Consider the following 22577-nt stretch of genomic DNA (forward strand, 5'->3'; position numbering starts at 1 on the left):
CGTGGAATGTCGGACACCGTTGGTGCTTCTTCTAGATACCGCACAGGAAGCAGAGCGACTCGATGGCTTTGGAATCCTACAGCCGCCGTCAGGGGTTTCGTAGTAATACATTACCTAGACTGCGAGGACATGATGTACATCGCGCTCAGTGTTCCTAGTCGGCCAAGGGCCACCCTCCGTGACTGTGGGCATAACACAGAAGAACTGGCTAAGTAGCTCTTTGCGCCTTCACGGATGGCTCGACGGTGCGGACGCAGGTTCCCCTAACTGCGAGTCGCCAAACGGCGACGCTGCCTAGGCCGTCGCATACATCATCAGGCGGTGCGAACCGCAGGAACGAAGCGCATGCGATAGAGCGACATAATCGCTTTTTGGCCTGGCCCCTCGACAAAGCGGTAAGAGAACCACGCGAGGACGACGCAGACCACAACCGCAGTTCCGAGGGCGGCGAAGTCGTTCGCACCGGCAGCCTTCAAGGTTCGAATGATAGTGATTCCGAAGGCTTGGTGGATCAGGTACAGCGAATAGGAAATACGCCCGACCCACGCCAGTGGCGCCATTCGTAACGTCGGTGCAAAGATCAGAAGTAAGATCATCGTTGCAGACACCAGAATGATGTATAGGTGAACGGCGAGCTGTGGTGCGTGATCGGTCTCGAAGAATCGGGCATTTAGCAGATAGAGCGGAAAGGCAACTGCGGCCACGATCCATGCATCGCGAACGCGATCCTCGAACCTGCCGAGCCAAACAGCCATCCCGGCCAGGAAAAGCGGCAGGTAGGGCGCGATCAGCACGTACGTGCCGACCCTGAATGAGACCAAGCTGACCAGCCAGGCAAGTATGGAGATCGCGAGAAGCCCGGCCCAAAAGCGTTGCCCAAGCACCAAGAAGCACAGGAACACCAGGGCATAGAACTTCACCTCGACGGCCAGACTCCAGAAGACGCCATCTACGTACTCAAAGCCGAGCTCGCGCCCCATCATCGAAAAATTGGCGGCATAGTCTGCAATCGAGATTGTCGGCCCGATCGGCCCTGCACACTGGATCAGAATGAAAATCAACGTGCTTGCCACTATGAAAGCCGGGTAGAGCCGGGCCAGCCGCCTCACCCCAAATTCGAAAGCATTGGCGGAGCGCAATACCGTCATCGTGATCACCAGGCCGGAAATCACGAAGAAAACTTCGACGCCGAATTTTCCTAGCGAAACCCAGCCAGGAACGTCCATCTCCAAACCAGTGCCGATCTTCCATCTCAGCAGGAAGTGATAGGTCATCACCGACAGAATGGCGATGCCACGGAAGCCGTCAATGACCTCGTTACGCTCACGCATGGCGGGGCATCCGTCTGGCCGGCGACATCGCAGGCATCATGCCGCGATAGGCCGCGCGCAAAGGAACGATGTACATGGCAACCCAAACCGCCGCGTAGGAGAGGACGATTGGCCTCATCAGAGCGAGGATGTTTTCTGGACTGTTCCGATGAGCATAGACGCCCAGCGTTGCCGCGAGCATCATGAACAAGAAGAAGCTCATGCCCCGGCTGCGTAGGATCCAGTTGTTCAATACGATCAGCGAGAACCCATAGACCATCCCGCCGGCCACAACGCCAAGCAGACCGAACATCGACCACCAATGCGCCCAAAAGTTCGATGCCAGTCCGTAAGTCGCATAGCTGATGATTTGGGTCTGAATCAGTTCGTTGTAGCCGGTGCTGCCGAAACCAAAGGCAGACGGCATCACCAGGAATTGGGCCAGACAATCACGGAGAGTGTCCCATGCCGAATAGGGAACCCCCAACGCAAGAACGCGCTCAAGCAGTTCGTGCGTTCCGAACGCCTCCCACCCCATCTGGAAGGACATACTTGACATCCCGCCGAACACTTGGCTGAACGAAGAGCCGGTTTTCAACGCCACGTAGAACGGTTTGGCTAAGAAGATGATGGCGAGGACCAGACCACCGCCGAACCAGGCCGCGGGCGACGTCACGGCTCGAAAAACAGGCATCCCCCAACTCAGTGAGACAATGACGCCGACCATGGCGATCACTGGGGTGGTTCGATCGCCAGCGATCATGTTGATCAAAATCATCGCCCCGAAGTAAAGCGCGTAGAGTTTGCAAAGCGGTGACCAGCTGAAAAAATAGATAGCGACTATCAGGCCTAAGGCATTGCTCCATTTCCAGATCAGCCAGTCGATGCCGACGGCGGCACTCACCTCGGTGCGCGTTTGCAGGAACCATCCCGTCCCCTGCCGCAAAACGAACCATGCAAAAATTCCAGCGCTGAGAACGAAGGTCAGCATGAGAAATCGCGAGATATAGCGGGGGTGCGCCAGTACTCCAACGGTGTCGCGCTCGATCGCCCGAACCCCATTGGCAATTAGCATCGAAGCGCCAAATGCGACCCATACGATCGCCATAACCATCGTGGCATATGTGGAAGTCGGGGCGAAATAACCTTGCATTCCAGGTGCGACAACCGGGCTGGTGAGCCCAACGATCGCCGGAATGGTGTAGGAAAATAGCCCGGCAACTCCGATCCATGGCACCGAAACTGTCGGAAAGCTAAAAAGGCAGACGATGATGGTACTCACCACAGCGGCCCAAAGGATGAATATCAAGCGCAATCCTCGTTGGATGTTATCGACGACAGCCAGCCTTTACCTACGCGTTTCGGCATTGTTCGTCTAGAGACGCGCCGCGACTTAGAACTGCTCGGTCGCTGCGGGCGCCACACCAGAAACAACCATAGAATAGTATTCGGTATAATATCTGCGGCAAAATAGCATTTCACGGTGACCGCGCTCAATTGCAGGGCGGCGGCCACCCAGACTGAGCAGTTCCATTCTGCCTTACCTGGCAACTTGTGAATTTCAGGTGGGTTGGATATTAGTTGATCGAAGGAGGCTAGGGGAAGATATCATGGTAAGATCAGCCGTCAATCGGTTGAAAACGGCTATTCGGGGGGTTGGGCAGAAGCGCGCGCTCTACAAATTGCCGCATTTTGGAAAGGCTGCCACCGAATACCTGAAATCAGCATCCGACATAAACCTCGCCAGCATCATGCGAGCGGAGAAGAGTAACGACGGCTGGCTCGAAGCGTCCAAACGCATCGAAATGGTAATGCCGATCCCGGACATGACTACTGGCGGCGTGAACCCAGGTGACAGACGCGCCTTATATTATCTCGTTCGGGCTTTGGGCCCGCGCTCGGTCCTTGAGATCGGAACCTGTGTCGGAGCATCTACGTTTGCGATAGCTATGGCCATGAACGACGCAGCACCAAAGGACGACAAGAGGCTAGAAACCGTCGATATTATCGACGTGAACGATCTCGCCAAAGCACCATGGAAATCGGGCGGGCTCCTGCGCACTCCGCGTGAGGCCGGTAAGCTGCTTGAACTTGAGTTCGTGCAGTTCACCACCAGCGACTCTGAGCACCTTCTGTCCACGACGGAACGCAGTTTCGATCTGATATTTCTGGACGGATTACATCTCGCCACCCAAGTCTACAAGGAAGTGCCCCTAGCTTTAAAGCGGCTGTCGCCCGGCGGCATCGTCGTGCTGCACGACTATTTTCCGAACGGTGTTCCCTTATGGCCGGCATCGGCTGTGAATGTTGGGCCGTGGCTGGCGATTGAGCGGCTAAAAAACGAGATTGCCGGTATCACGGTCTTGCCCTTGGGGGCGCTTCCGTGGCCTACAAAGTTGAATTCGAACGTAACCTCTCTGGCCGTTGTTGCGAAACTTTGATCAACACGCGCAGTTGTCTCGTGGCCTGGCACGAAAGTTTGGCGGGAGGGCTTTTGCGGACCTTCTACAACCGACAATCCAAAAATGCCGACCGCCCCAGAATCGTCGCAATTTCTGTCGGTACTCAAGCTCGTCCGAGAGGTTGGCTGGGCGGGCGTAATCGGTCTTTATCTCAAGTTTCGATGCGAAGAATGAGAACAAAGGCCAGAGCCGCAAGGCGAATTGCGTGGAGAGCCAAGCTCTTCTGGGCGCTGATCTCAAATTCTTGATTCCTGATTATGGGATCCACAACACATCAGTTGATTTCCGAGACATCGGATGCGATGGTGGCGGAAGGCGCCGCTTCGGATGTTAGATTGACGATTCCTGTGGATCAATTTTGCCTACTGGTCCAGCTCTTCAGATATCATGTTGAATAGAATGAAATTCGATTCAGTCACCGAGAGGATAACTTTTTTCGTCGCGCTGCTTGGCATTCATGTGCTTGCGCTGCTTCCCGTTTCTCGCCTTAAGGACTTCGGACTCGATATAGGCCTGCACTACGACAAGCTGAATCATGGCATCGCGTTCGCGGTGTTGATGTTTGTTGGAAGCCTTGGTTGGTCGGACCGCAAAGCGACTTTGATAGTCTCCCTCGCTTTGCTTGGTGCCGTGATCGAACTCCTTCAAGGTTCACCGGTGATAAGACGCGATATTGATGGCCTTGATTGGGCGGCCGACTGCATTGGCATCGCGGGCGGTCTGGTGGTCGTCAGTTGCACCAGTTTGCTTGCGCGACGAGAAGCCTGACCGGCCATTATCGCTTCAGGAGTTGGTGGCGCGCGGCGGCAAGATCATCCTGACCACCGACAGCAAGGGCGCGGCACACGCTACGGTGAAGACGATGGAGACGATCATTTTCCCGGACGTGCCGGAAATCATCTCACCGATCATCTACGCGCTGCCGACCCACATGCTTCCCTATTTCACCGCCGTGTTCATGGGCACAGACGTCGACCAGCCTCGCAACCTGGCGAAATCGGTGACGGTGGAGTAAGTTTCTGGTCGCGAGTGTTTGTTGCCGCCGAGAAACGAAGATCAACCGGAAGCTCGATCAGGAAGGCGATCCGCGGATCGCGCTCTCTGTGCGGTGCACGTCCGACCCAACGAGGGGCATTCTGTGTATGTACCGAATTGTGCTGCTCGACATGGGTCACCCGACTTTCCGGTGGGTCGGTGCTGATGATTTGGTCGTGCTCTGGCGCCTGCCAGGTGATTGTCCACAACAAATTGGTGTCGCCGGCAGAGAACATGGTTGGGCCTATCACCTTAGCTAAACGTCGGCTCGATTAGCCGTCGGAAAATGCATTTTGTAGGGGATAACCCGATTGTCTCGCATGGTTCAGTATTCTATTCTATGACTTCGGATATCTTGGTATAACTGGGAATTTTGCGTAGGCGTATGATTTTCGCTACGAAAAAGTCTGCTCTAAAACGATTAAAATGTCTTTAGTTTATTTTTAACATATGAATTAAATATAGTAAGATCATAGTTTAGTCCCTCACATATATAATACTTCGTCTAAAGTAGTCAAATCACAATCATATGTTCGCAATATCAATCTAATATCACTGCGATAAACTCTTGCGCCACGCTGTGGGTTTTTTTCACCACTCATCGGCTGCTCGGAGGGTAACTTTCACGACATTGCGGCAATCCTGCCACCGATCAACCATTCTATCAGGGCGTGCAGGTATGTGATTTGGCGCTAATATACACCTTCTAGTAGGCAGACCTTCGCGGGGCGCTATCGAATCAAAATGAGGGATTATGGATGGCGACTCTCCATTACACGTCGGGCGGATCCGGCACGGACATTGCAAAAGCCGGATTCAATCTGGCTAGCGTGCAATATGTTGACCAGGTCAACGAGCTGCCAGAGGGCATGAAAGGCTTGGTCTACCTCGACGAGGCCAACGGCGTAACCCAATCCTTTATCGACAAGGTTACTCCTTTCCTCGGCAATCCGAACGTATTTGGGTTCTTCCTGGTTGACGAGCCGGATCCCACCGGCCAATGGGGTACCTACGCCTCTGCCGCGAATCTGAAGGCAGAATCCGACTGGATCCATGAGCATTTTCCAGGCGCCAAGACCTACATCACAATGATGAGCTTGGGGACGTCGGCGAATCCGGATTTTAGGGGCACGTACAATCCCGCCAATACGGGTATCGATTACTACGGCATAGATGTCTATCCCGTCCGCACGGATGGCCCGGTCGACTACAACATGATCGATAAATTCGTTGCCGCCGCTCAGGCATCGGGCATCCCGACGAGCCAGATCATTCCAGGCTACCAGGCGTTTGGAGGTGGCGAGTATAACACCGACATGGGTGGCAAATATGTGGTGCCCACCGCCGCCCAGATGGAAATCATGATGGAGCACTGGGCCAAGCTGGTTCCGTCACCCGCCTTCGACTACGCATACGCCTGGGGTTCGCAGCGAGGCGACACAGCGCTTGAGAGCTCTTCGGAACTGCAGGCCGTTTTCCGGCAACACAACCTTGCAACGACGGGGACCACTCCGCCTCCCGTCGACACAAGCGACACCTTGTATGGCACCAGCGGCGACGATGTGTTTCACGGGGCCGGCGGCCACACAATGATCGGCTATGGCGGCAATGACACTTATTATGTCGATGACATCCGCGATAAGGAGATCGAGGCGGCCGGCGGCGGTACCGACAAAGCTTTCGCCTCCGTAAGTCATGCGCTTCCGGCCGGGTCGGAAATCGAGCTTCTCGCTACCAGCAATCCGTCCGGCACCACGGCGATCAATCTCACCGGCAATGCGTTCGCCCAGACTATCCAGGGCAATGCCGGCGCCAATGTCATCAACGGCCTCGGCGGCTCCGACAAAATGGCCGGCTATGCCGGCAACGACACCTACTATGTCGAGAATGCCGGCGATAAGGTGATCGAGGCGGTGGGCGGCGGAACCGACAAGGTGCTCGCTTCGCTGAGTTATGGTCTGCTGGCCGGCTCGGAAATCGAACTTCTCGCCACCAGCAATCCGTCCGGCACGACGGCAATCAACCTCAATGGCAACGAGTTTGGCCAGACCATCCAGGGCAACGCCGGCGCCAATATCATCAACGGCGGCCGTGGCTCAGACATGATGGTCGGCTATGGCGGCAACGACGCCTATGGCGTCGACAATGCTGGCGACAAGGTGGTTGAGGTAGCGGGCGGCGGCACCGACAGGGTGCTCGCCTCGGTGAGTTATGCCCTTTCGGCCGGCTCGGAGATCGAGACCCTCGCGACCAACAATGAATCCGGCACGAAGGCCATCAATCTCACCGGCAACGAGTTCACTCAAACGATCGTGGGCAATGCCGGCATAAATGTCATCACTGGCGGCAGCGGTGCCAACGTGATCTATGGCGGTGGCGGCGCCGACTCGATGGTCGGCCATGGTGGCAACGACACCTACTATGTCGACAATGCCGGCGACAAGGTCGTTGAGGCGGTGGGAGGCGGCGCCGACAAGATATTCACTGCAGTGAGCCATGCCCTTTCAGCAGGCTCGGAGATCGAGATTCTCGCCACAACGAGGCTGTCTGGGACGACGGCAATCAATCTCACCGGCAACGAGTTCGCGCAGACAATCCAGGGCAATGCCGGTGTCAATGTCATCAATGGCGGCAGCGGTGCCGACACCATGGTCGGCTATCTTGGCAATGATACCTACTATGTCGACAACGCCGGCGACAAAGTGGTTGAAGTGGCCGGCGGCGGAACCGACCGGGTGCTCGTCTCGGTGAGTCATGCGCTTTCTGCAAGTTCACAGATCGAGCTTCTCGCCACCACCAACCCGTCCGGTACGGCTGCAATAAACCTAACCGGCAACGCCTTTGCCCAGACCATCCAGGGAAATGCCGGCGCAAACATCGTCAACGGAGGCGGCGGTGCCGACATCTTGACCGGCAACGGAGGCAATGATGCTTTCGTGTTCAACAGCGCTCTTGGAGCCGGCAATATCGACAGGATCACCGACTTCGACAAGCTCCAGGACAAGATCCAGCTCGACGACGCCGTTTTTGCTGGGCTTAAATTGGGTGGCCTTTCATCCGATGCTTTCTTTGCTGGCACGGCCGCGCATGACAGCTCCGACCATATCATCTACAACAGCTCAACCGGAGCGCTCTCTTTCGACAGCGACGGGATCGGCGGCGCATCTCAAATACAGTTCGCCACTCTCTCTCCAGGTCAGTCGTTTGCAGCAGGTTCGTTTCTTGTGATCTGAACGCCCCGGAGCGGCGGACCTTCTGCTCAAGCCGGTCCGCCGCTCTCACTCTCTCTGCACCGGATTTTCCGCTCACAGGATGCCCACTCCGGGCCGATGCTTTTACCCCCGGGAACACTGGGATTCCCGCTCAGCCGACCCCAGACGTGTCGGCAATGCCGAGAAAGCTGGGACGCTGCTCCCCGCGATGGGCATTGTCTGCTGGGCGATGCGCACCAGGTCGCTGAGGGCTGAGCGGATTTGCGGCCACGGGTACTCGGAACATTCCTCCCAGGTTTCGCCCTCCCGCAACACAGCATCGAGCTTGCCCGCCACGCCCGCAAGAGTCGTAGCGGGGGTGGTCGAGAGGGCTTCCAGCAGATCCTTCGCCCGGTCGCCAGTCTCGCGCTCGGCCTTGAGCGCGGCGGTATAGCCGATTTCCTCGGCATGCGCATCCCAGCGCGCCTGATGCGCCGCGAAATCAGCTTTGGCTTTCTGACGCAGAGCTGCCGTATCCGGCCCTCTACCCAGCACGTCATTGAGCGCCCTGATCGAGTGGATCGTTACGTCCTCGCCCCTGGGAAGGCGGACGGTCGCGCAAGGAAAGCCGACGCCCTCGACAAGCCTCGTCTCCAGGCGCTGCTGCCTACGGCAAAGCTTCTCCGTTAGCTTGTGGGCTGTCCGCCACTCCCGCCAAAGCGCCAGCGCTGGATCGGCGGGGGGAAAACTCATCACCGCGTCATTACCGGCCAGCGCATCTTTCTCAAACGCGAACGCGATTGACGTAACTAGCCCTCCCGCAAGCATTTGCCTGCGGGTGACGAAAGACAGAGTCATGGTATGGTCGGAATCAGCCATGATCCGAGCTCCTCAGCAGCTTGGGGTTGTGGTTAGGCCGGACGGGATGGTGCAAACATCCTGTTCGGCCGCGAACATTGTCGCAGCGTAAAGCCTTTGACAATTTGACCAACAAATTGCGAAATGTCAATCCACGAGATAAGCATTTGACTTACGGTAAAATTTCTGCCGCACAATGTCGAGGAGCTCGCGCGATGTTAGGAATGAGTCAGGGCGAGCTGGCGAACGCCGCTAGGGTATCACGGCCTACCGTAGTTGATTTTGAGCGAGGCGCCCGAGTGCCACATGCGAACAATGTTGCGGCGATCCGCCATGCATTGGAGGCGGCCGGTATCGAATTCATCCCAGAGAATGGCGGTGGGGCGGGCGTAAGGCTCGCAGTGCGATCTGATGGCAATTGATCTTAGACAACTTACCTTTACTTGGGACGAACCTCCCATTGTCGCAAAAGTCCGTCACATAGATAGATCCATATCTTCGAGCAGAAATCAGCCGAAGGTCTGGCTGGTAGCTGATTGCAAATTTCAGGCGCCCTGCCCGATCCTCGACCGCCAAGCCAAACGCTGGCCATCATCCTATTGTCGACCAGCAACCTGAGCGCATGCCACTACATCTCGCTCCCGACTTCTACTCCGCCGCTCCGCGCCAAGCGCGATTGTTCAGGGCGATGAGGTTTTTTGCTCGGGCTAGACTAGGCAGTCGGGCTGCTCATTGCGATAGCGGGGTCCGATTTCCATGATGAGGACGGTCCCAGGCAAGAAGATCAAGTCGTTGAAGATGCCATCCCATTCGATGTCGCCCTAGCCGAGAGGCATGTGCAGGTCGCCTATCCCTAGCGCTTCTTCCTGCGGCAGGTAGGTTCGATGCCGACCCTGCGGCCGCCCGAAGGAATCGTCGACATGCAGGTGCACTGCGACCGACGCCATCGCTCGCAGCTGCTTGAGGCTATCCGCGTGTTTGAAGGCCCTTACCGTAAGGCTGCTCTGAGTAAGGTTGATTGCCAGGCCGCGAAGGCCAAGGACCCAGATAGTTACCGGTAGATGTCTGCCTTGGGGCCAATCCATATGGCGGGAATTATTATGGCCGTAGCCAAGAAGGGCCAGGAGCGCGCAACGAACTTGCCGAAGTTTTTGCCTTGGTGCAGACAGTCATGAAATCGCCCTCGAAGGAGCTCGTGCTCCACATCCTTCTGTGCAACCAGTCGCAGATCTTAACCCGCCATAGCGTCGATAGCTGGTGGAACTGGCAAGATGCGCCGGACGAGGCAAATCAATCGAACGCCGGAGGCCTCTGCAGAATTTCCGGGTTTGCGTTTCATCGGTGCGGCTTGCTCGCAGGAGGCCAGGAAAAGATCGGTGAAGTTCGCAACACGTTGAATTCTCGGCGACACGCAGAGGTTACAGCCCGCCTGTATGCACCCCGCAGTGGCTCAGATTTGTGTGGGTACGGTCTACTCGGCGCCTGGAGAAGGCGAAGATTCCCGGATCGAGTCGCTTGGGCACTGCGCCAGGGCAGAGCGATCAGATTCGTGTCATACCATCAGAGGCAAGACACTCGCAATTTGGGGGAACAGATGAAGGAAGAGAACGACGTTCAGAAGCTGGTGCGCACGCTGCGTGCTCGAGCACCTGATGACGCGGCTGAATTGCTTGCCCGTGAGTCTCCCGAGCTCATCCAGGACGCACTAAAGTTGTTGCCGGACAGGCACGCCCGGAAGGTGGTGGAGCATTTGCCGCCGCATATGAGACCTATCAAGGCTCATAGCGATGGCAAGGGCCTCGCGATCCCGGAGTCGCTCGTCGAGCTGATGGACCCGATCCCCGGCAGCGTTCCTGTCGGTACGGCGGTCGCCGCCGCAGTGGAGGCCGTCAGACGCACTCAGGTGCCGACCGAGCTCACTTATCTCTACGTCACGGACGAGGGCGACAAACTGGTTGGCCTCGTAGTCCTGCGCGATCTGATGCTGAGCGAACCCGACGCAAGCGTGGATCAGATCATGCTGCCGAAACCGTTCGCCCTTCCCGTCAGTATGTCTTTGAGCGAAGCCTGCAAGGCGGCGGTACGCCGCCATTATCCGGTGTATCCCGTGGTGGACGCGGAGAACCGGCTGCTCGGGCAGGTTCGCGGCTGGCGGCTGTTCGAGCAGCAAATCATCGAGATTTCCGCCCAGTCTGGCCAGATGGTGGGCGTGCAGAAGGAGGAGCGTTCTTTTACGCCGCTGATTTCAGCCTTCTTGAAGCGTCATCCGTGGCTGCAGCTGAACCTGCTGACGGCTTTCATGGCCGCTTTCGTGGTCAGTTCGTTCACAGGCACGATCGAGAAGATCGTCGCCTTGGCAGCGTTCCTCCCGGTCTTGGCCGGGCAGAGCGGAAATACCGGCTGCCAGGCACTGGCTATGACGCTGCGTGGCCTTGCCTTGGGCGATGTGGACAAACGACCGAAGCTGCACCTGGTGATGAGAGAGGGCGCGCTCGGGATCGCCAACGGCGTGCTCGTCGGTCTTGTGGCGGCTGCGGCGATGTGGTTCTACGCCTCGCGGCAACCGGAGTCGGCGGCCCAGGCGCCCATGCTGGCACTTGTGATCCTGCTCGCCATGTCCGGATCGTGCCTCATGTCCGGAATCTCCGGCGTGTTGATCCCGCTGGGCCTGCGCCGGGTCGGCGCCGATCCGGCAGTCGCCTCGGCGATCTTCCTCACCACCGTGACCGATATCGTAGGCATGGGCCTGATGCTGGGGCTGGCCACCATGCTCGTGCTGTAGCAAGGCGCGTCCGGTGACGCGTCCCCGGGCAGATGAGGTTCCTATAAGCTGGCCTCTTGGCGCTCAACGAAATGGCAAAGGCCAAGCCGCATCGCGCACACGTCGTGAGAAGCACCTTCCGGCAGCTCTCCGACCCCTTGCGCAACGCGACGGAAGACCTTTGGATGAGCCGTGGGTGACCTTGAAACCTCATTCGGTGACCAGATACGCGCAGAATCGCGCAAACAATATTAATCTTGTCGACTGTGCGATCCGCCACTGATGATGATTTGAGTTAGTTGCCACTGGTGACGAATACTTCAATTACGTACAGCAACGCTGAGAAGATGTTTTGACAACCAGCGCAGCCGAAATAGGAATAAACCCGATAATTTGTTGCGCAGCTGCAACAGCTGCTGAGACTCGCATGGTCTGGTGACAGTTCAGTCGCCTTTTTCTTGTAGTCGTGCTAAATCCTTCGCACTAGTCGGGTTTGGGGTGGGTTCTCGGCATGCAATCTTCGTTTCCAGCTATCTTCGGCTTCGCCGCGGCGCTGCTTTGTACCGGCGTATTGCCGGCCGGCGCGCAGGGTCTCTTTCCGGCCTATGACGATGCGTTTTCGGCCCGCATAGCCAGTCCGGCCGACAATGGAACGCTCGCCCAATTCGTCACAGTTGCCGTCAACGCGGGACAATACGATCAGGCGATCTCCTCGATCGAGCAGTATCTGATCAAATATCCCCGCGATGCGCGCGCTCGGCTGGCGGCCAGCCGGTTGTATTATCATGTCGGCTCCTATGAATTGGCCCGGCGGCAGGTGCAGTACGGCATCGAAGTCGGTGGCTTGTCCGCAAGTGAGCAGCAGGAAGCTGCTCGCCTGCTCGCCCGCATCGATCGCGCGTTGCGCGGCGTCACCTGGGAACTCGCCCTGACCGGCGGCGTGTTCAGCGCATTTACCGATTTTGAGCCGGGCGGGGCGCAAGACGACGACAGCTTCGTCTCGCCCTATGGGCGGGCGGAAGGCTTTGTCCGGTGGGACCTCGGCACGCCAAGCGCCGACGCTCTCGTCCTTTCGGGGTCATTGACGGCGACACAGCGTTTTTTCACGGAAGACCTGTCGGTTCCGGGTAGCAAGGAGACCTTCATCCACGGCAACGCCGCGATCACCTGGGACAAGGGGCTGCCCAACAGTGGGATCGATTCGCTGCGCCTGCTGCTTTCCGCCTTCACAGTTACGGATCGCTTCGACAGCGATATCCAGGAAACCGGCATCGGCGTCAGTGGGCGCTTTCTTGTACGCCCGACGGTCGAGACGACGCTCTTCGCCGGTGGCGGCTACATCGATCTAAGCGCCTCGCAAGGCATTTTCGTCGATAGCAGGGTTTTCTATGAGGCAGGCGGCAGCTACCGCTTCCGCAATGGCCAGGCGCTCGGACTGCGCTTTGTCGGCTCTAATGACTTCGCCTCCGGATCTGAAATCGGCCGCAGCTACACAGGCGAGGTCCGCTATGGCGGCCTGTTGATGAATGTACCGGATCTTTTCGCATGGTCGCACCAGGTCGCCTTCTCGGCCGGACATAGCGACGCTCCCGATCTGTCCGTCGGCATCGGCACAAGTATCAAGAGCGACTTCTGGCGCATTGCCTCGGAAAGCGATTTTCAGCTGACGGAGTCGCAGAAGATCAGCGTCGATCTCGCCTATCGCGAAACCAACTTCGACATCGCCAACCGCAACCGAAAATCGTTCGAAATGCTCATGAGCTATACGTTGACGCTCAATTGAAAGAGGCCGCGATGAGGACCCCGTACCGTCAGATCGCCATTTTTATCGCCTGCCTTGCCTTCGCGGCACCATCCGCCGCTGACACGGTCGGGTCGATGACGGCCTATCAGACCAACATCGTCCGCAACAACGGCGGGACAATGAACGTTGGTGCCGGCGTCGAACTCGGCGACCAGCTGCGCAGCAATCCCACCGGTCTTGGAATGCTGGTGTTCCGGGATGAATCGAGCGCCAAGATTGGTCCGAACACCAGCCTGACGATCGATGAATTCGTCTACAATCCGGGCTCCGGATCGGGAAAGATCGACATCGGGATGAACAGCGGCCTGGCCCGGTTCTATGGCGGCCAGGTTTCGAAAGGCGGCGTCATGCAGGTTGCGACGCCGCATATGGTGCTCGGAGCCAGAGGCGGCATCATCGAAGTGCTGGTGGCAGCCGGCCAGACCGTCGGCATTCTGCGCGCCGGCCGCATGACCTGCACGATCAATGGGAAACGGCTGGTCATCACAAACCCGGGCTACGCCTGCACATCGGAAGATGGCAAGCTGCTGACCGGCTACGGCGGAATCGACACCTTCCCGATATTGGACAGCATCGACCGGATTGCCGGCACCGGCCTGCCAGGCGCACCGGGTCCGGGACTGGATGTAAGCGCGCTTTGTGCGTCGGCACTCGGCGGCTCGCTCAAAGTCTGCGACTCCACCGATGGCGCATTGCCAGGAGTGGTCATGGAGTTCCCCGACACCCCAACGCCACCTGTGGGCGGCGGCGTGAATAAGGGCGAGTGTGAGGGTGAGGGTTGCTGCTACTACTGCGATTAGGCCTGGCCGCACGACATGAGCCTCTTGGTCGGTTGGCGCTGGGCTGATTGGCGGCAAGCTGGCATGCGCAAAGTATCCGGCCTTGTGGTCGTGCTCCTGCTGCTCGCTTGCCATTTGGCTTTTGACGGGCCGTTGTCGCGCCTGCGCGAACGCACGTACGACTTCTACCAGTTTCTCGCCCCGCGCCAGGCGACGAGCAATCCTGTCGTGATCGTCTCGATAGACGACGCCAGCCTCAAGGCACATGGGCGATGGCCTTGGAACCGTGGCCTTTTGGCCGATCTGGTCGATGGTGTCACCGAGTCCGGCGCCGCGGTGATCGGGCTTGCGCTGGTGCTGCCCGAGGCCGACACCTCGCCTGAGGGCATCGCCGGAGACAAGCGCCTGGCAGCGGCACTGGCGAAAAATCGAACGGCGCTTGCCGTCAGCCTGGGCAACGAGGCGACGGTTTCAGAAGCAGAGCCCAAAGCCGGCTGGTCGATCGTCGGGCAAGTACCCGACACACTTCCCGGCTTCACCGGCCTGACCGGCTCGCTTGCCGAATTCTCGAACGCCGCCGCGGGCCTCGGCGTAATTCGCACCTTGCCCGACCCCGACGGCGTACTGCGCCATGTGCCGCTGCTGTGGCTTCGCAACACCGCTCAAGGCGTGCAGCTGTGGCCGTCCTTCGCGCTCGAACTCCTGCGCCTTTATGCCGGACAGGACGGCTACATAGCCCGCCTGAATGCCGCGGGGTTTAATGCACTCAGGATGGCTGGCGCCATTGTGCCGCTCGAGCCCGAGGGGAGCATCCGGCTATGGGAAACCGCCACCGACACGCCGCGCCTATCTGCCGGCACTATCCTTTCGGGCCATGGCGATCCGCGGCTGCGGGACGCCATCGCCATTGTCGATTTGTCGGCCGTGGGACTGACGCAGTACCTGCCCACCCCGACGCGTCCAGCGCGACCAGGCGCGGACATCCACGCCGATGCAATCGGCCAGATGCTTGCCGGGCGCTACCTGGCAGAGCCAACGCACGCGCGTATGCTCGAGCGGCTCTGGTTTGTCCTCAGTGCCGTCGTTTTCATCGGACTTTCCGGAGTGCTCGCCTGGCGTGTCGTGCTTGGTGCCCTGGCTCTCGTGCTGCTGGCCGTCACGCCGTTCGTGTTCGGCGCTCTCGAATACAGCCTGCAGGGTGCACTCTATGACCCGCTGCAGCCGGCGCTTGCGACGATCCTGGTAGCCGGCTTCGAAGGCTATGTTCTCTACAGGCGCAGCGAGCAGCGCCGGTCCACCCTGGCACGGCAGTTCTCCCAGTATCTGTCGCCCTCCGTGGTGCAGCGCCTCGCAAGCTCGGACACCGAAGCGATCCTGTCCGGCGAGAAGCGCGAGATTACGATCCTGCTCAGCGACATACGCGGCTTCACGACGATGAGCGAACAACTCGATACCCAGGAAATCGCCAAGGTGGTCAATCACTTCCTCGGCATTGCGACCGATGAGATCCTCAAGCGCGACGGCACCATCGACAAGTTCATGGGCGATGCGGTGCTCGCCTTCTGGAACGCGCCGCTTGATCAGCCGGACCATCGCGAGCGCGCGCTCGACGCGGGCCTTGCCCTGATCGAACGGGTGAAGCGTGAAGACGCCGCCTTCACCGCGGACGGCCACCCCTCCATCGCAATCGGCGTCGCCATCGAGACCGGCATCTGCTCGGTAGGCAATTTCGGCTCCGAACGGCGCTTCGATTACACCGCGATCGGCTCCCCGGTGAACCGCACGGCACGGCTCGAGTCGACGACCAAGAAGCTGGGCATCCCCCTGGTGCTTGGTCCCGGCTTTGCGGCAGGAGCATCGATGCCGGTCGTCCAGGCAGGCGCCTTTGAGCTCCAGGGTTTCAAGGGCGAGGTGCCGGTTTTCACCGTTCCGGAGATGCAAGCTGCTCACCAAGGTATGAGCCGCGAAGTAGAGAGCCAACGTGGTGAGCAATCTGGCGCCCCTGCCGTGGCGGTTGGTTCGCCGCCATCCGTGCAAATGGCACCGCCTGATCTTGCACCCCGAACCCGAAGCACACGCTGACCGGATCCAGCGGATGGCAGGGGTGCCGACCTGCTTTGTGAATTAATACTGCTGGGGAGGCCTAGGTGTCATCAAACGGCCCTTTAATTGCGGGTGGCTGTCAATCCGGATCAGCGCGACAGCCGATGAGACGCGGATAGACGGCGAAGGGATCCGTCGAGGTAACCCCGGCAATGATTGTCGAGGCCGCCGAATTTTCGAGCGAGAAGATAGGCCGTGTTATCCAGTTCACCACGAATGCAGCACGGCTTCGTTGAGTTCGCCGGCGCCATCATGTGGAGGCAGCGCGTGGTTCAGATTGTTTATCCTCGCCGCCGGATCATGCGCTCGGGATGTTCCCAAGAGCATCCAGCCGTAGCACTCCCCGAGCTGCCCTAACGAGAGAGTTCGCTGGGCCGGGATTATGGCCGTTATGAACCTGACGCAATCGATGCAGCTGGCGCTGGCCTCGTCGGGCGCGTGGGCGGTCTATCGACCTCAATCGGTCGCCGCGGATGTTGGGATGCGCAGGCGTCGGCGTACGTAGCGCCGATGCGCCTTGGGCATGTGGGCGTTGACAGTAACATGGCCGCAGCGACGTGTTTCAGACGCCGAGCAATTCCAAGGACTGAGCACCAGAACCGAACCTTCCGACGGATTTTCGCGAGCTGCATTCCTCCCTCCCCTCCTTATCAAAACCGCCGCTCGCGAATTCGCTGGCCAGTATATCTGCGATATGATATACATATATCACTCAGAGGATATACAAATGCCGCTCTTCATTCGCGATCCCGACGTCGATGCCATGGCCGTCGAGCTGCAGCAGATTACCAACGCGCGCAGCAAGACCGAGGCCGTCAGAACCGCCTTGCGCCATGAGATCGAGCGCAACCGCGGCAGCGTCCCGCTGCGCGAGAGACTTGCCAAAGTCAAGGAAATGGCGCGGCGGATCGGGCCGGCCAACCCTGATTTCGATATGAAGAAATTCACCGACCAAATGTGGAGCGACGACTGATGTTCGTCGATGCCTCGGTGATCGTTGCCATCCTGAACGAGGAACCTGGCGCGGAAGAACTGGAAAAGCGGCTCGCGGCCGCGACCAAGCCGCTGTATATCTCCCCGCTCGTCCGGTTCGAGGCAGTCCAGGGTCTCGCGCGAGCATCGGCCGAAGCCATCAAAAAGAACGCCAAGCCCACGGCCGACATGCTGGCGCAAGCCCGTGATACCGTCGACGCCTTTTTGATCGAGATCGCCGGCAAGGAAATCATGATATCCGGCGACATCGGCGACCGGGCGATCGAAGCCAGCATGAAATACGGCAAAGCAGTCGGGCACAAAGCCGATCTCAATTTCGGCGATTGTTTTGGCTACGCTTGCGCGAAGGCTCACCGGCTTGCCCTGCTTTACAAGGGCAATGACTTTTCACAAACTGATCTGGCGTAAGGCTTTCCTGGCCTTGCATCGCGGCGCGAGAGCCGATGGGCCCTTTTGCATGCTTTGGGCGAATCGTCGTCTTTCATGGTTAAACGCAATATTACGAGGAACGTTCGCTGCAGTCTTCGGCACGATCACCGTCCAGGCACAGCGGGCAGACGGCATCTTCTGGGTGCTGCGATCGGGTGCGCCATGCCGCGATCTTCCAGGGGGCGATACGGCCCACGCACCACCTGCTACAATCGCTTCGTTCGATGGCGGAAAGCAGGTGTGTGGGACCGCCTCATGCATGGCATCACCAAAGCCCATGATGCAACGGTGCAGATGATCGATACCTCCATTGTTCGCGTCCATCAGCAAGGCGCGACAGCAAAAAGGGGGATCGAGATTATTGTCTCGGTCGTTCCCGATGCGCGCTGACGACCAAAATCCATGCTCTTGTCGACGCCGAAGGCAGGCCGATCAAGCTGACGCTCACGGCAGGTCAAATGAGTGACATCGCCTACGCAGCGGACTTGATCAAGGATTTGCCCGAGGGTGCCATGCTGCTCGCCGACAAGGGCTATGATGCCACGCCTTGCGCAATGCCGTCACCGCGCAAAAGGCATGGGCCAACATCCCGCCCAAGGCCAACCGCAAGGACCCGATGTGCTTCAGCCCCTTTCTCTACAAGGCCCGCAACCTCGTCGAACGTTCTTCAACAAGGCCAAGCAGTTCCCTCGCATCGCAACTCGATATGACAAGCTGGCAGAAAACTACCTTGCTGCCCTGAAACTCGTGTCAACTCGCATCTGGCTACGCGGTGATGAGTCTACGTCCTAGCGTTTTGCGTGCCCTGCCCGGTTGTCATTCGCCGCGCATGGTCGCCTGGAACGTCGGCAGGTGCTTCTTCTGCGCCTCGAGCATTTTCTCGCGATAGACGCCATAGATGACGTCGGTGTCGTGCAGTGTGACGCCGGCAATTGTCGGCGAGGCAAAAACCGGCAGTTCGATGCCGCGTTTCGAAAGCGCCTCGGCGGTGCGCGCGATCAGCTCATGCGCCAGGATCATGGCAAGCACGGTCGACGAACCGGAGACCGGCCGGCTCCAGCCCTCGACCGGCACGATGGCATCCTCGATCGGCGAGCAGGTGTCGATGACAAGGTCGGCGGCATCGGCAAGCCGTTTGCCGGAAGAGTGCGTCGCCGGCTTGTCGAGATTGTTCTTGCTAGTTATCGCAACGACGAAGATGCCGCGTTTTTTCGCATAAAGCGCGGTGTCGATGCCGGACGAATTGCGGCCGCTGTGGCCAAAGATGATGATCGAATCGCCTTTGTTCAGCGGCTGGTGGTCGAGGAATTTCTCGGCGTATTTCTCGGTCCGCTCCAGCCACAGAAGTTCGCGCACGCCGCCGGCGCCGAGCACGTTATGCCACATGACACGCGGGTCGGTCAGCGGATTGAAGCCGACATAGCTGCCGTAGCGCGGAAACACTTCCTGGACCGGCAACACCGAGTGGCCCGAGCCGTAAAGATGAACCAACCCGCCGCTCTCGAGCGTGTCGGCAAAGCGGCTGGCCGCTTCGCCAAAGGCTTCGGCATTGGCTTTCGAGGCCTGTTCGATGAGGGCGGCAAGGCGGGGTATGTAAAGATCGGACACGTCGGTACTCCTGTTATGGGTCGGCTTGGGTATGGCTCAGCTTCTTGCGGTTGGCGCGGCGCGACCGGCACGCAGCGTCGAGCGGATTTCGTAGCGGTCGCCACGCATCACCGAGACGGTGAATTCGAACGGGCCGCGCTCGTCGGTGGTGATGCGCTCGACCACGAAAGCGGGGCTCCCCGCAGGCAGATCGAGCAACTCGGCATCCGCCGCCCCGACAGCGCCGACACGGTAGTTTTCGCGCGCTGCGACCGGCACGATGCCGTAATGGCGTTCCAGCGCTTCGTAGAGCGAGCCTTGCAGCAGGCCGGCATCGAGAAAGCCCGGCACGCGCGCGGCCGAGAGTTGCGCAGTCTGAATACCGATCGGTTCGTTGTTGCCGAGCCTGAGCCGCCGGATGCGCACCACCGGGTCGCCCTCCTCGATCTCCAGCGCTCCGGCCGCGGCGGCATTGGCGGTGGTCAGGCTGCAGTCGAGCAAGCGCGAGCCGGCGACCACGCCCATATTGCCCATTTCCTGCGTGAAGCTGGTGAGTTCGCGGGTGCCGGCGACCAGCGTGGTGGAGCGCACGAAGGTGCCACGGCCATGTTCGCGCCTGAGCAGCCCGTGCTCCTCAAGATTGCGCAAGGCGTGTCGCAGCGTGATGCGGCTCACCCCGAACAAGGCGCACAGTCTGTCTTCGGCCGGAATCTGGTCGCCGGTCGCCCACTCGCCACTCTTGACGATGGCGCGGATGGCCTCTTCCACCTGATACCAGAGCGGCTCGGGCCTTCTGCGGTCGGGCAGATGGAAGCTGACTTGGCTCATCTTATCTGCCTCCACTGTGCTCCGGCGAGACCAGCCAGCGAGGCGCCGACGAGACCGGCGCGGGAGCCGAATTCGCCGGACCGCAGAACGACGTCGCGCAGATGCGGCGGCAACTGACGCCGCAATGCCGCAAGCAGCGGCGGCCCTATCACGTCCAGCGCATCGGCAAGCCCGCCGGAAATCAGGATCGCCTGCGGATCGAGCAGCGCGACCGCACCCGCAAGGACAGTGCCCAGCCGGCGCGCCGGCAGCTCCAAGGCGTCAAGTGCGGCCGTGTTGCCAGCCCGCGCGGCCTCGATCAGCCTGCCGCCATTGGCCAGCCCGATCTGGCGCGCCGCGGCGTCGAACGCCCGCCCGGAAGCGAAGCGCTCCAGCCAGCCGCTACGGTCCTCGCCTTCATCCTCGATGTCGGCGCAGGCCCAGCCGAATGAGCAGGCGCCGCCACGTGCGCCTGCAACGATGCGGTTGTTGGCCAGAACGGCGGAGCCGATACCGGTGCCGATCGCCAGCAGGATGGCATCGGACAGGCCTTTTGCGGCACCTTCGATCGCTTCGGCCAGCATGGCGACCTGCGCGTCATTGCCAATGGCAACAGGCAGACGAGGAAACAAGGCCGCGATGTCGATGCCGTCGAGATAGGGAAGGTTCGGAATCCAGCGGCAGACCGAGCCCTCGACAAGTCCGGGCACCGCAAGCCCGAGGGCGTCGACCGGACCGGCCTCGGCGCGCAAGGCACCGATACGGGCGACGAAGGCATCCAGGCTTGTCGGCGCAGGCTCGCGGCTCAGCATCTCCAGCCAGCGAACATCGCCGCTATGGATTGCGGCGCGCAAATTGGTGCCGCCAAGATCGATAGCCAGAATGCGTGTCATCGAGAGCCGCTCCGATTGGCCGGCGCGAACAGGCCACTGCCGGCTTGCCAGGACTGCGAAGCCGCCGCAAAACCCTGCGCGTAGCGCGTGCCGCGCAGGCAGCCGCGAAGCCGATAAAGCGCACTGTAATAATCGACGTAGGGGAAACTGCTCAGGCCGCGTGCCAGTTCGTATTCCCGCACCGCCTCGCTCCAGGCCTCGAAGCCGTCGCTGACGTCGACGAGGTGTTCGGGGCGAAAGCCTTCGTCGTCCTCCCAGTTTTCGCCGAACAGCAGCAGTTGCGGTGTGTGTGCAGCATGGTCGCGCTTCAGCGTCGGCAATGCCGCAAAAAAAATACCGGTCTGTGTCAGTCGGGCCGCGGCGCGATGGTCCTTGTGCCAGCTGCCATGCCAGTGAGTGATGACGATTTGCGGCTTCAACTCGCGCACAACATCGCAAACCTTGAGCGCCGTCTCGTCGTCGCAGGGCAGGAAGGCGTCGTGCAGCCCGAGACTGCGCATGGCAACGCCCAGCCTGGCTGCGGCCTTTGCGGCCTCCTCCTGCTTCTGGACGCAATAGTACTCGGGGGCGAGGCTTGGATGGCCCTGCTCGCCCATGCTGAGATGCAGGAAGGTGACTTCGGCACCGCCTTGCACCGCCGCCGCCGCCAGTGGACCGGCAATCACCTCGGCATCGAAGGCATGCGCCCCGACGACCAGAATCGAGCGTGCGGCATAGACCTTGTCCTCGATCATTTCGCGCCTCCCCCGGAGCCGACGCCCTCGCGAATCTGGCGGGCAAGCAGACAGTACATGATCAGGATGGGCGCCATGGAGATGGCAAGCGAGGCGAACACGAGGCCCCAATCCGTGCGGAACTGGCCGACAAACACGCTGATGGCCAGCGGCACGGTCTTGTAGCGGTCGTCGAAAATGAAGATCAGCGGGAAGAAGAAGTCGTTCCAGACCGCGATAGCGGTGAAGATGGCAACGATCGATATAGCTGGCTTCACCATTGGCAGCACGATCTGGAACAGAATGCGCGCCTCGCCGGCCCCATCCATGCGCGCAGCCTCGTCGAGCTCGGACGGCAGTACCCTCATGAAATTTGCGAAGATGAAGACGGCGAAGGGAATGCGGATGGCTGAATAGACGAGGATCAGGCCGATCAGCGAATCGAGCAGGCCAAGGTTGCGCATCAGCGTGAACAGCTCCACCGAGGCAAGCCGGATCGGCAGCATGATGCCGGACAGGAACAGGCCCAGCATGATACCGTTCCAGCCCAGCCGATAGCGGCTCAGCGGATAGGCGGCCATTGCCGACACGATAATCGTCAGGATCACCGCACCGCCGGTGACGATCAGGCTGTTGATGAAATTCTGGCCGAGATCGGCGCGCGTCCAGGCCGCAACGAAATTGTCGAAGGCAAAGCTTTGCGGCAGGCCGAGCCTGTTGTCGTAGATCTCCGCCGTGGTCTTGAAACAGGAGACGACGAGAATATAGAGCGGCAGCAGCACCGCTGCGGTCCACAGGACCAGCGCCGTCCAGCCGGGCAGCCGAGCAAGCTGTCGAGGGATGGCGAGCATA

General features: G+C 59.7%; 18 protein-coding genes and 3 pseudogenes. 12 read left to right on the top strand and 9 right to left on the bottom strand.

The features are described from left to right. Positions 1–314 precede the first annotated feature (314 nt). Both NKJ09_RS26240 and NKJ09_RS26245 read right to left on the bottom strand, forming a co-directional pair. The gene (locus NKJ09_RS26240; protein WP_352494282.1) at positions 315–1331 is read right to left on the bottom strand and encodes an acyltransferase family protein; all 1017 of its coding nucleotides are present in this window, start codon (positions 1329–1331) and stop codon (positions 315–317) included. Further along, positions 1324–2619, bottom strand: a complete 1296-nt coding sequence (locus tag NKJ09_RS26245) for a hypothetical protein (RefSeq protein WP_352494283.1) — start codon at positions 2617–2619, stop codon at positions 1324–1326. Before NKJ09_RS26245 ends, NKJ09_RS26240 begins: the two co-directional genes overlap by 8 nt. A 301-nt stretch (positions 2620–2920) precedes the next feature. Here NKJ09_RS26245 and NKJ09_RS26250 point away from each other — a divergent pair, with 301 nt between their 5' ends. The 4 genes and pseudogenes from NKJ09_RS26250 to NKJ09_RS26265 all read left to right on the top strand — a co-directional run bounded on the left by NKJ09_RS26250 (position 2921) and on the right by NKJ09_RS26265 (position 8040). Further along, the gene (locus NKJ09_RS26250) at positions 2921–3751 is read left to right on the top strand and encodes an O-methyltransferase (RefSeq protein WP_352494284.1); all 831 of its coding nucleotides are present in this window, start codon (positions 2921–2923) and stop codon (positions 3749–3751) included. Positions 3752–4171: 420 nt separating this feature from the next. After that, positions 4172–4540 carry a VanZ family protein gene (locus tag NKJ09_RS26255; protein ID WP_352494285.1) on the top strand — a complete coding sequence of 123 codons (369 nt, stop codon included), beginning with the start codon at positions 4172–4174 and terminating at the stop codon, positions 4538–4540. Between the two features lie 10 nt (positions 4541–4550). After that, positions 4551–4787 (top strand): annotated as a pseudogene (locus tag NKJ09_RS26260) (glutamine--fructose-6-phosphate transaminase (isomerizing)); the annotation flags it as partial. Between the two features lie 778 nt (positions 4788–5565). Next, the gene (locus NKJ09_RS26265; RefSeq protein ID WP_352494286.1) at positions 5566–8040 is read left to right on the top strand and encodes a calcium-binding protein; all 2475 of its coding nucleotides are present in this window, start codon (positions 5566–5568) and stop codon (positions 8038–8040) included. A 102-nt stretch (positions 8041–8142) separates the two neighbouring features. Here the strand turns inward: NKJ09_RS26265 and NKJ09_RS26270 are convergent, their stop codons facing one another. Further along, complete coding sequence (locus tag NKJ09_RS26270) at positions 8143–8877, bottom strand: hypothetical protein (protein ID WP_352494287.1); 735 nt, start codon at positions 8875–8877, stop codon at positions 8143–8145. Between the two features lie 146 nt (positions 8878–9023). On the opposite strand from NKJ09_RS26270, the gene NKJ09_RS26275 reads away from it, so the two are divergent. Beyond that, positions 9024–9278 carry a helix-turn-helix transcriptional regulator gene (locus NKJ09_RS26275; RefSeq protein ID WP_352494392.1) on the top strand — a complete coding sequence of 85 codons (255 nt, stop codon included), beginning with the start codon at positions 9024–9026 and terminating at the stop codon, positions 9276–9278. Between the two features lie 285 nt (positions 9279–9563). On the opposite strand, the pseudogene NKJ09_RS26280 reads toward NKJ09_RS26275, so the two are convergent. Continuing rightward, positions 9564–9818, bottom strand: a pseudogene (locus tag NKJ09_RS26280) (sugar phosphate isomerase/epimerase); the annotation flags it as partial. Positions 9819–10450: 632 nt separating this feature from the next. Between NKJ09_RS26280 and NKJ09_RS26285 the strand changes: the two are divergent. The 7 genes and pseudogenes from NKJ09_RS26285 to NKJ09_RS26315 all read left to right on the top strand — a co-directional run. Then, positions 10451–11638, top strand: coding sequence for a magnesium transporter (locus NKJ09_RS26285; RefSeq protein WP_352494288.1), 1188 nt, complete (start codon positions 10451–10453; stop codon positions 11636–11638). A gap of 490 nt (positions 11639–12128) precedes the next feature. Continuing rightward, on the top strand, positions 12129–13400 hold the full coding sequence (locus tag NKJ09_RS26290; protein ID WP_352494289.1) for a tetratricopeptide repeat protein: 1272 nt from the start codon (positions 12129–12131) through the stop codon (positions 13398–13400). Next, on the top strand, positions 13397–14221 hold the full coding sequence (locus tag NKJ09_RS26295; protein WP_352494290.1) for a FecR family protein: 825 nt from the start codon (positions 13397–13399) through the stop codon (positions 14219–14221). The genes NKJ09_RS26290 and NKJ09_RS26295 overlap by 4 nt, the downstream gene beginning before the upstream one ends. Positions 14222–14284: 63 nt before the next feature. After that, a complete protein-coding gene (locus NKJ09_RS26300) occupies positions 14285–16282 on the top strand; it encodes a CHASE2 domain-containing protein (RefSeq protein ID WP_352494291.1) in 1998 nt (665 codons plus the stop codon). A gap of 748 nt (positions 16283–17030) precedes the next feature. After that, a complete protein-coding gene (locus NKJ09_RS26305) occupies positions 17031–17276 on the top strand; it encodes a type II toxin-antitoxin system VapB family antitoxin (protein WP_023722247.1) in 246 nt (81 codons plus the stop codon). Then, a complete protein-coding gene (locus NKJ09_RS26310) occupies positions 17276–17704 on the top strand; it encodes a type II toxin-antitoxin system VapC family toxin (RefSeq protein WP_352494292.1) in 429 nt (142 codons plus the stop codon). Before NKJ09_RS26305 ends, NKJ09_RS26310 begins: the two co-directional genes overlap by 1 nt. Before the next feature lie 148 nt (positions 17705–17852). Continuing rightward, positions 17853–18517: pseudogene (locus NKJ09_RS26315) on the top strand (IS5 family transposase); the annotation flags it as partial. A gap of 24 nt (positions 18518–18541) precedes the next feature. On the opposite strand, the gene NKJ09_RS26320 reads toward NKJ09_RS26315, so the two are convergent. The 5 genes from NKJ09_RS26320 to NKJ09_RS26340 are packed head-to-tail and all read right to left on the bottom strand — an operon-like array spanning position 18542 to position 22576. After that, positions 18542–19333: a sugar isomerase domain-containing protein gene (locus NKJ09_RS26320; RefSeq protein ID WP_023722251.1), complete on the bottom strand. Its 792-nt coding sequence runs from the start codon at positions 19331–19333 to the stop codon at positions 18542–18544. A gap of 36 nt (positions 19334–19369) precedes the next feature. Next, positions 19370–20140 carry a GntR family transcriptional regulator gene (locus NKJ09_RS26325; protein ID WP_352494293.1) on the bottom strand — a complete coding sequence of 257 codons (771 nt, stop codon included), beginning with the start codon at positions 20138–20140 and terminating at the stop codon, positions 19370–19372. Further along, positions 20137–21012 carry an ROK family protein gene (locus NKJ09_RS26330; RefSeq protein WP_352494294.1) on the bottom strand — a complete coding sequence of 292 codons (876 nt, stop codon included), beginning with the start codon at positions 21010–21012 and terminating at the stop codon, positions 20137–20139. Before NKJ09_RS26330 ends, NKJ09_RS26325 begins: the two co-directional genes overlap by 4 nt. After that, the gene (locus NKJ09_RS26335; protein WP_352492816.1) at positions 21009–21746 is read right to left on the bottom strand and encodes a PIG-L deacetylase family protein; all 738 of its coding nucleotides are present in this window, start codon (positions 21744–21746) and stop codon (positions 21009–21011) included. Before NKJ09_RS26335 ends, NKJ09_RS26330 begins: the two co-directional genes overlap by 4 nt. Continuing rightward, entirely contained in the window at positions 21743–22576 is an 834-nt protein-coding gene (locus tag NKJ09_RS26340) for a carbohydrate ABC transporter permease (RefSeq protein WP_352494295.1), read from the bottom strand. The genes NKJ09_RS26335 and NKJ09_RS26340 overlap by 4 nt, the downstream gene beginning before the upstream one ends. Position 22577: the final 1 nt, after the last annotated feature.

The organism is Mesorhizobium sp. M0189, assembly GCF_040322135.1.
Lineage (GTDB): Bacteria > Pseudomonadota > Alphaproteobacteria > Rhizobiales > Rhizobiaceae > Mesorhizobium.

Bases quoted from the DNA above. Each gene is read 5' to 3' on its own strand.
- NKJ09_RS26240 (WP_352494282.1), bottom strand. From the start codon at position 1,331: ATGCGTGAGCGTAACGAGGTCATTGACGGCTTCCGTGGCATCGCCATT.
- NKJ09_RS26250 (WP_352494284.1), top strand. From the start codon at position 2,921: ATGGTAAGATCAGCCGTCAATCGGTTGAAAACGGCTATTCGGGGGGTT.
- NKJ09_RS26255 (WP_352494285.1), top strand. From the start codon at position 4,172: ATGAAATTCGATTCAGTCACCGAGAGGATAACTTTTTTCGTCGCGCTG.
- NKJ09_RS26265 (WP_352494286.1), top strand. From the start codon at position 5,566: ATGGCGACTCTCCATTACACGTCGGGCGGATCCGGCACGGACATTGCA.
- NKJ09_RS26270 (WP_352494287.1), bottom strand. From the start codon at position 8,877: ATGGCTGATTCCGACCATACCATGACTCTGTCTTTCGTCACCCGCAGG.
- NKJ09_RS26285 (WP_352494288.1), top strand. From the start codon at position 10,451: ATGAAGGAAGAGAACGACGTTCAGAAGCTGGTGCGCACGCTGCGTGCT.
- NKJ09_RS26290 (WP_352494289.1), top strand. From the start codon at position 12,129: ATGCAATCTTCGTTTCCAGCTATCTTCGGCTTCGCCGCGGCGCTGCTT.
- NKJ09_RS26300 (WP_352494291.1), top strand. From the start codon at position 14,285: ATGCGCAAAGTATCCGGCCTTGTGGTCGTGCTCCTGCTGCTCGCTTGC.
- NKJ09_RS26305 (WP_023722247.1), top strand. From the start codon at position 17,031: ATGCCGCTCTTCATTCGCGATCCCGACGTCGATGCCATGGCCGTCGAG.
- NKJ09_RS26310 (WP_352494292.1), top strand. From the start codon at position 17,276: ATGTTCGTCGATGCCTCGGTGATCGTTGCCATCCTGAACGAGGAACCT.
- NKJ09_RS26325 (WP_352494293.1), bottom strand. From the start codon at position 20,140: ATGAGCCAAGTCAGCTTCCATCTGCCCGACCGCAGAAGGCCCGAGCCG.
- NKJ09_RS26330 (WP_352494294.1), bottom strand. From the start codon at position 21,012: ATGACACGCATTCTGGCTATCGATCTTGGCGGCACCAATTTGCGCGCC.
- NKJ09_RS26335 (WP_352492816.1), bottom strand. From the start codon at position 21,746: ATGATCGAGGACAAGGTCTATGCCGCACGCTCGATTCTGGTCGTCGGG.
- NKJ09_RS26340 (WP_352494295.1), bottom strand. From the start codon at position 22,576: ATGCTCGCCATCCCTCGACAGCTTGCTCGGCTGCCCGGCTGGACGGCG.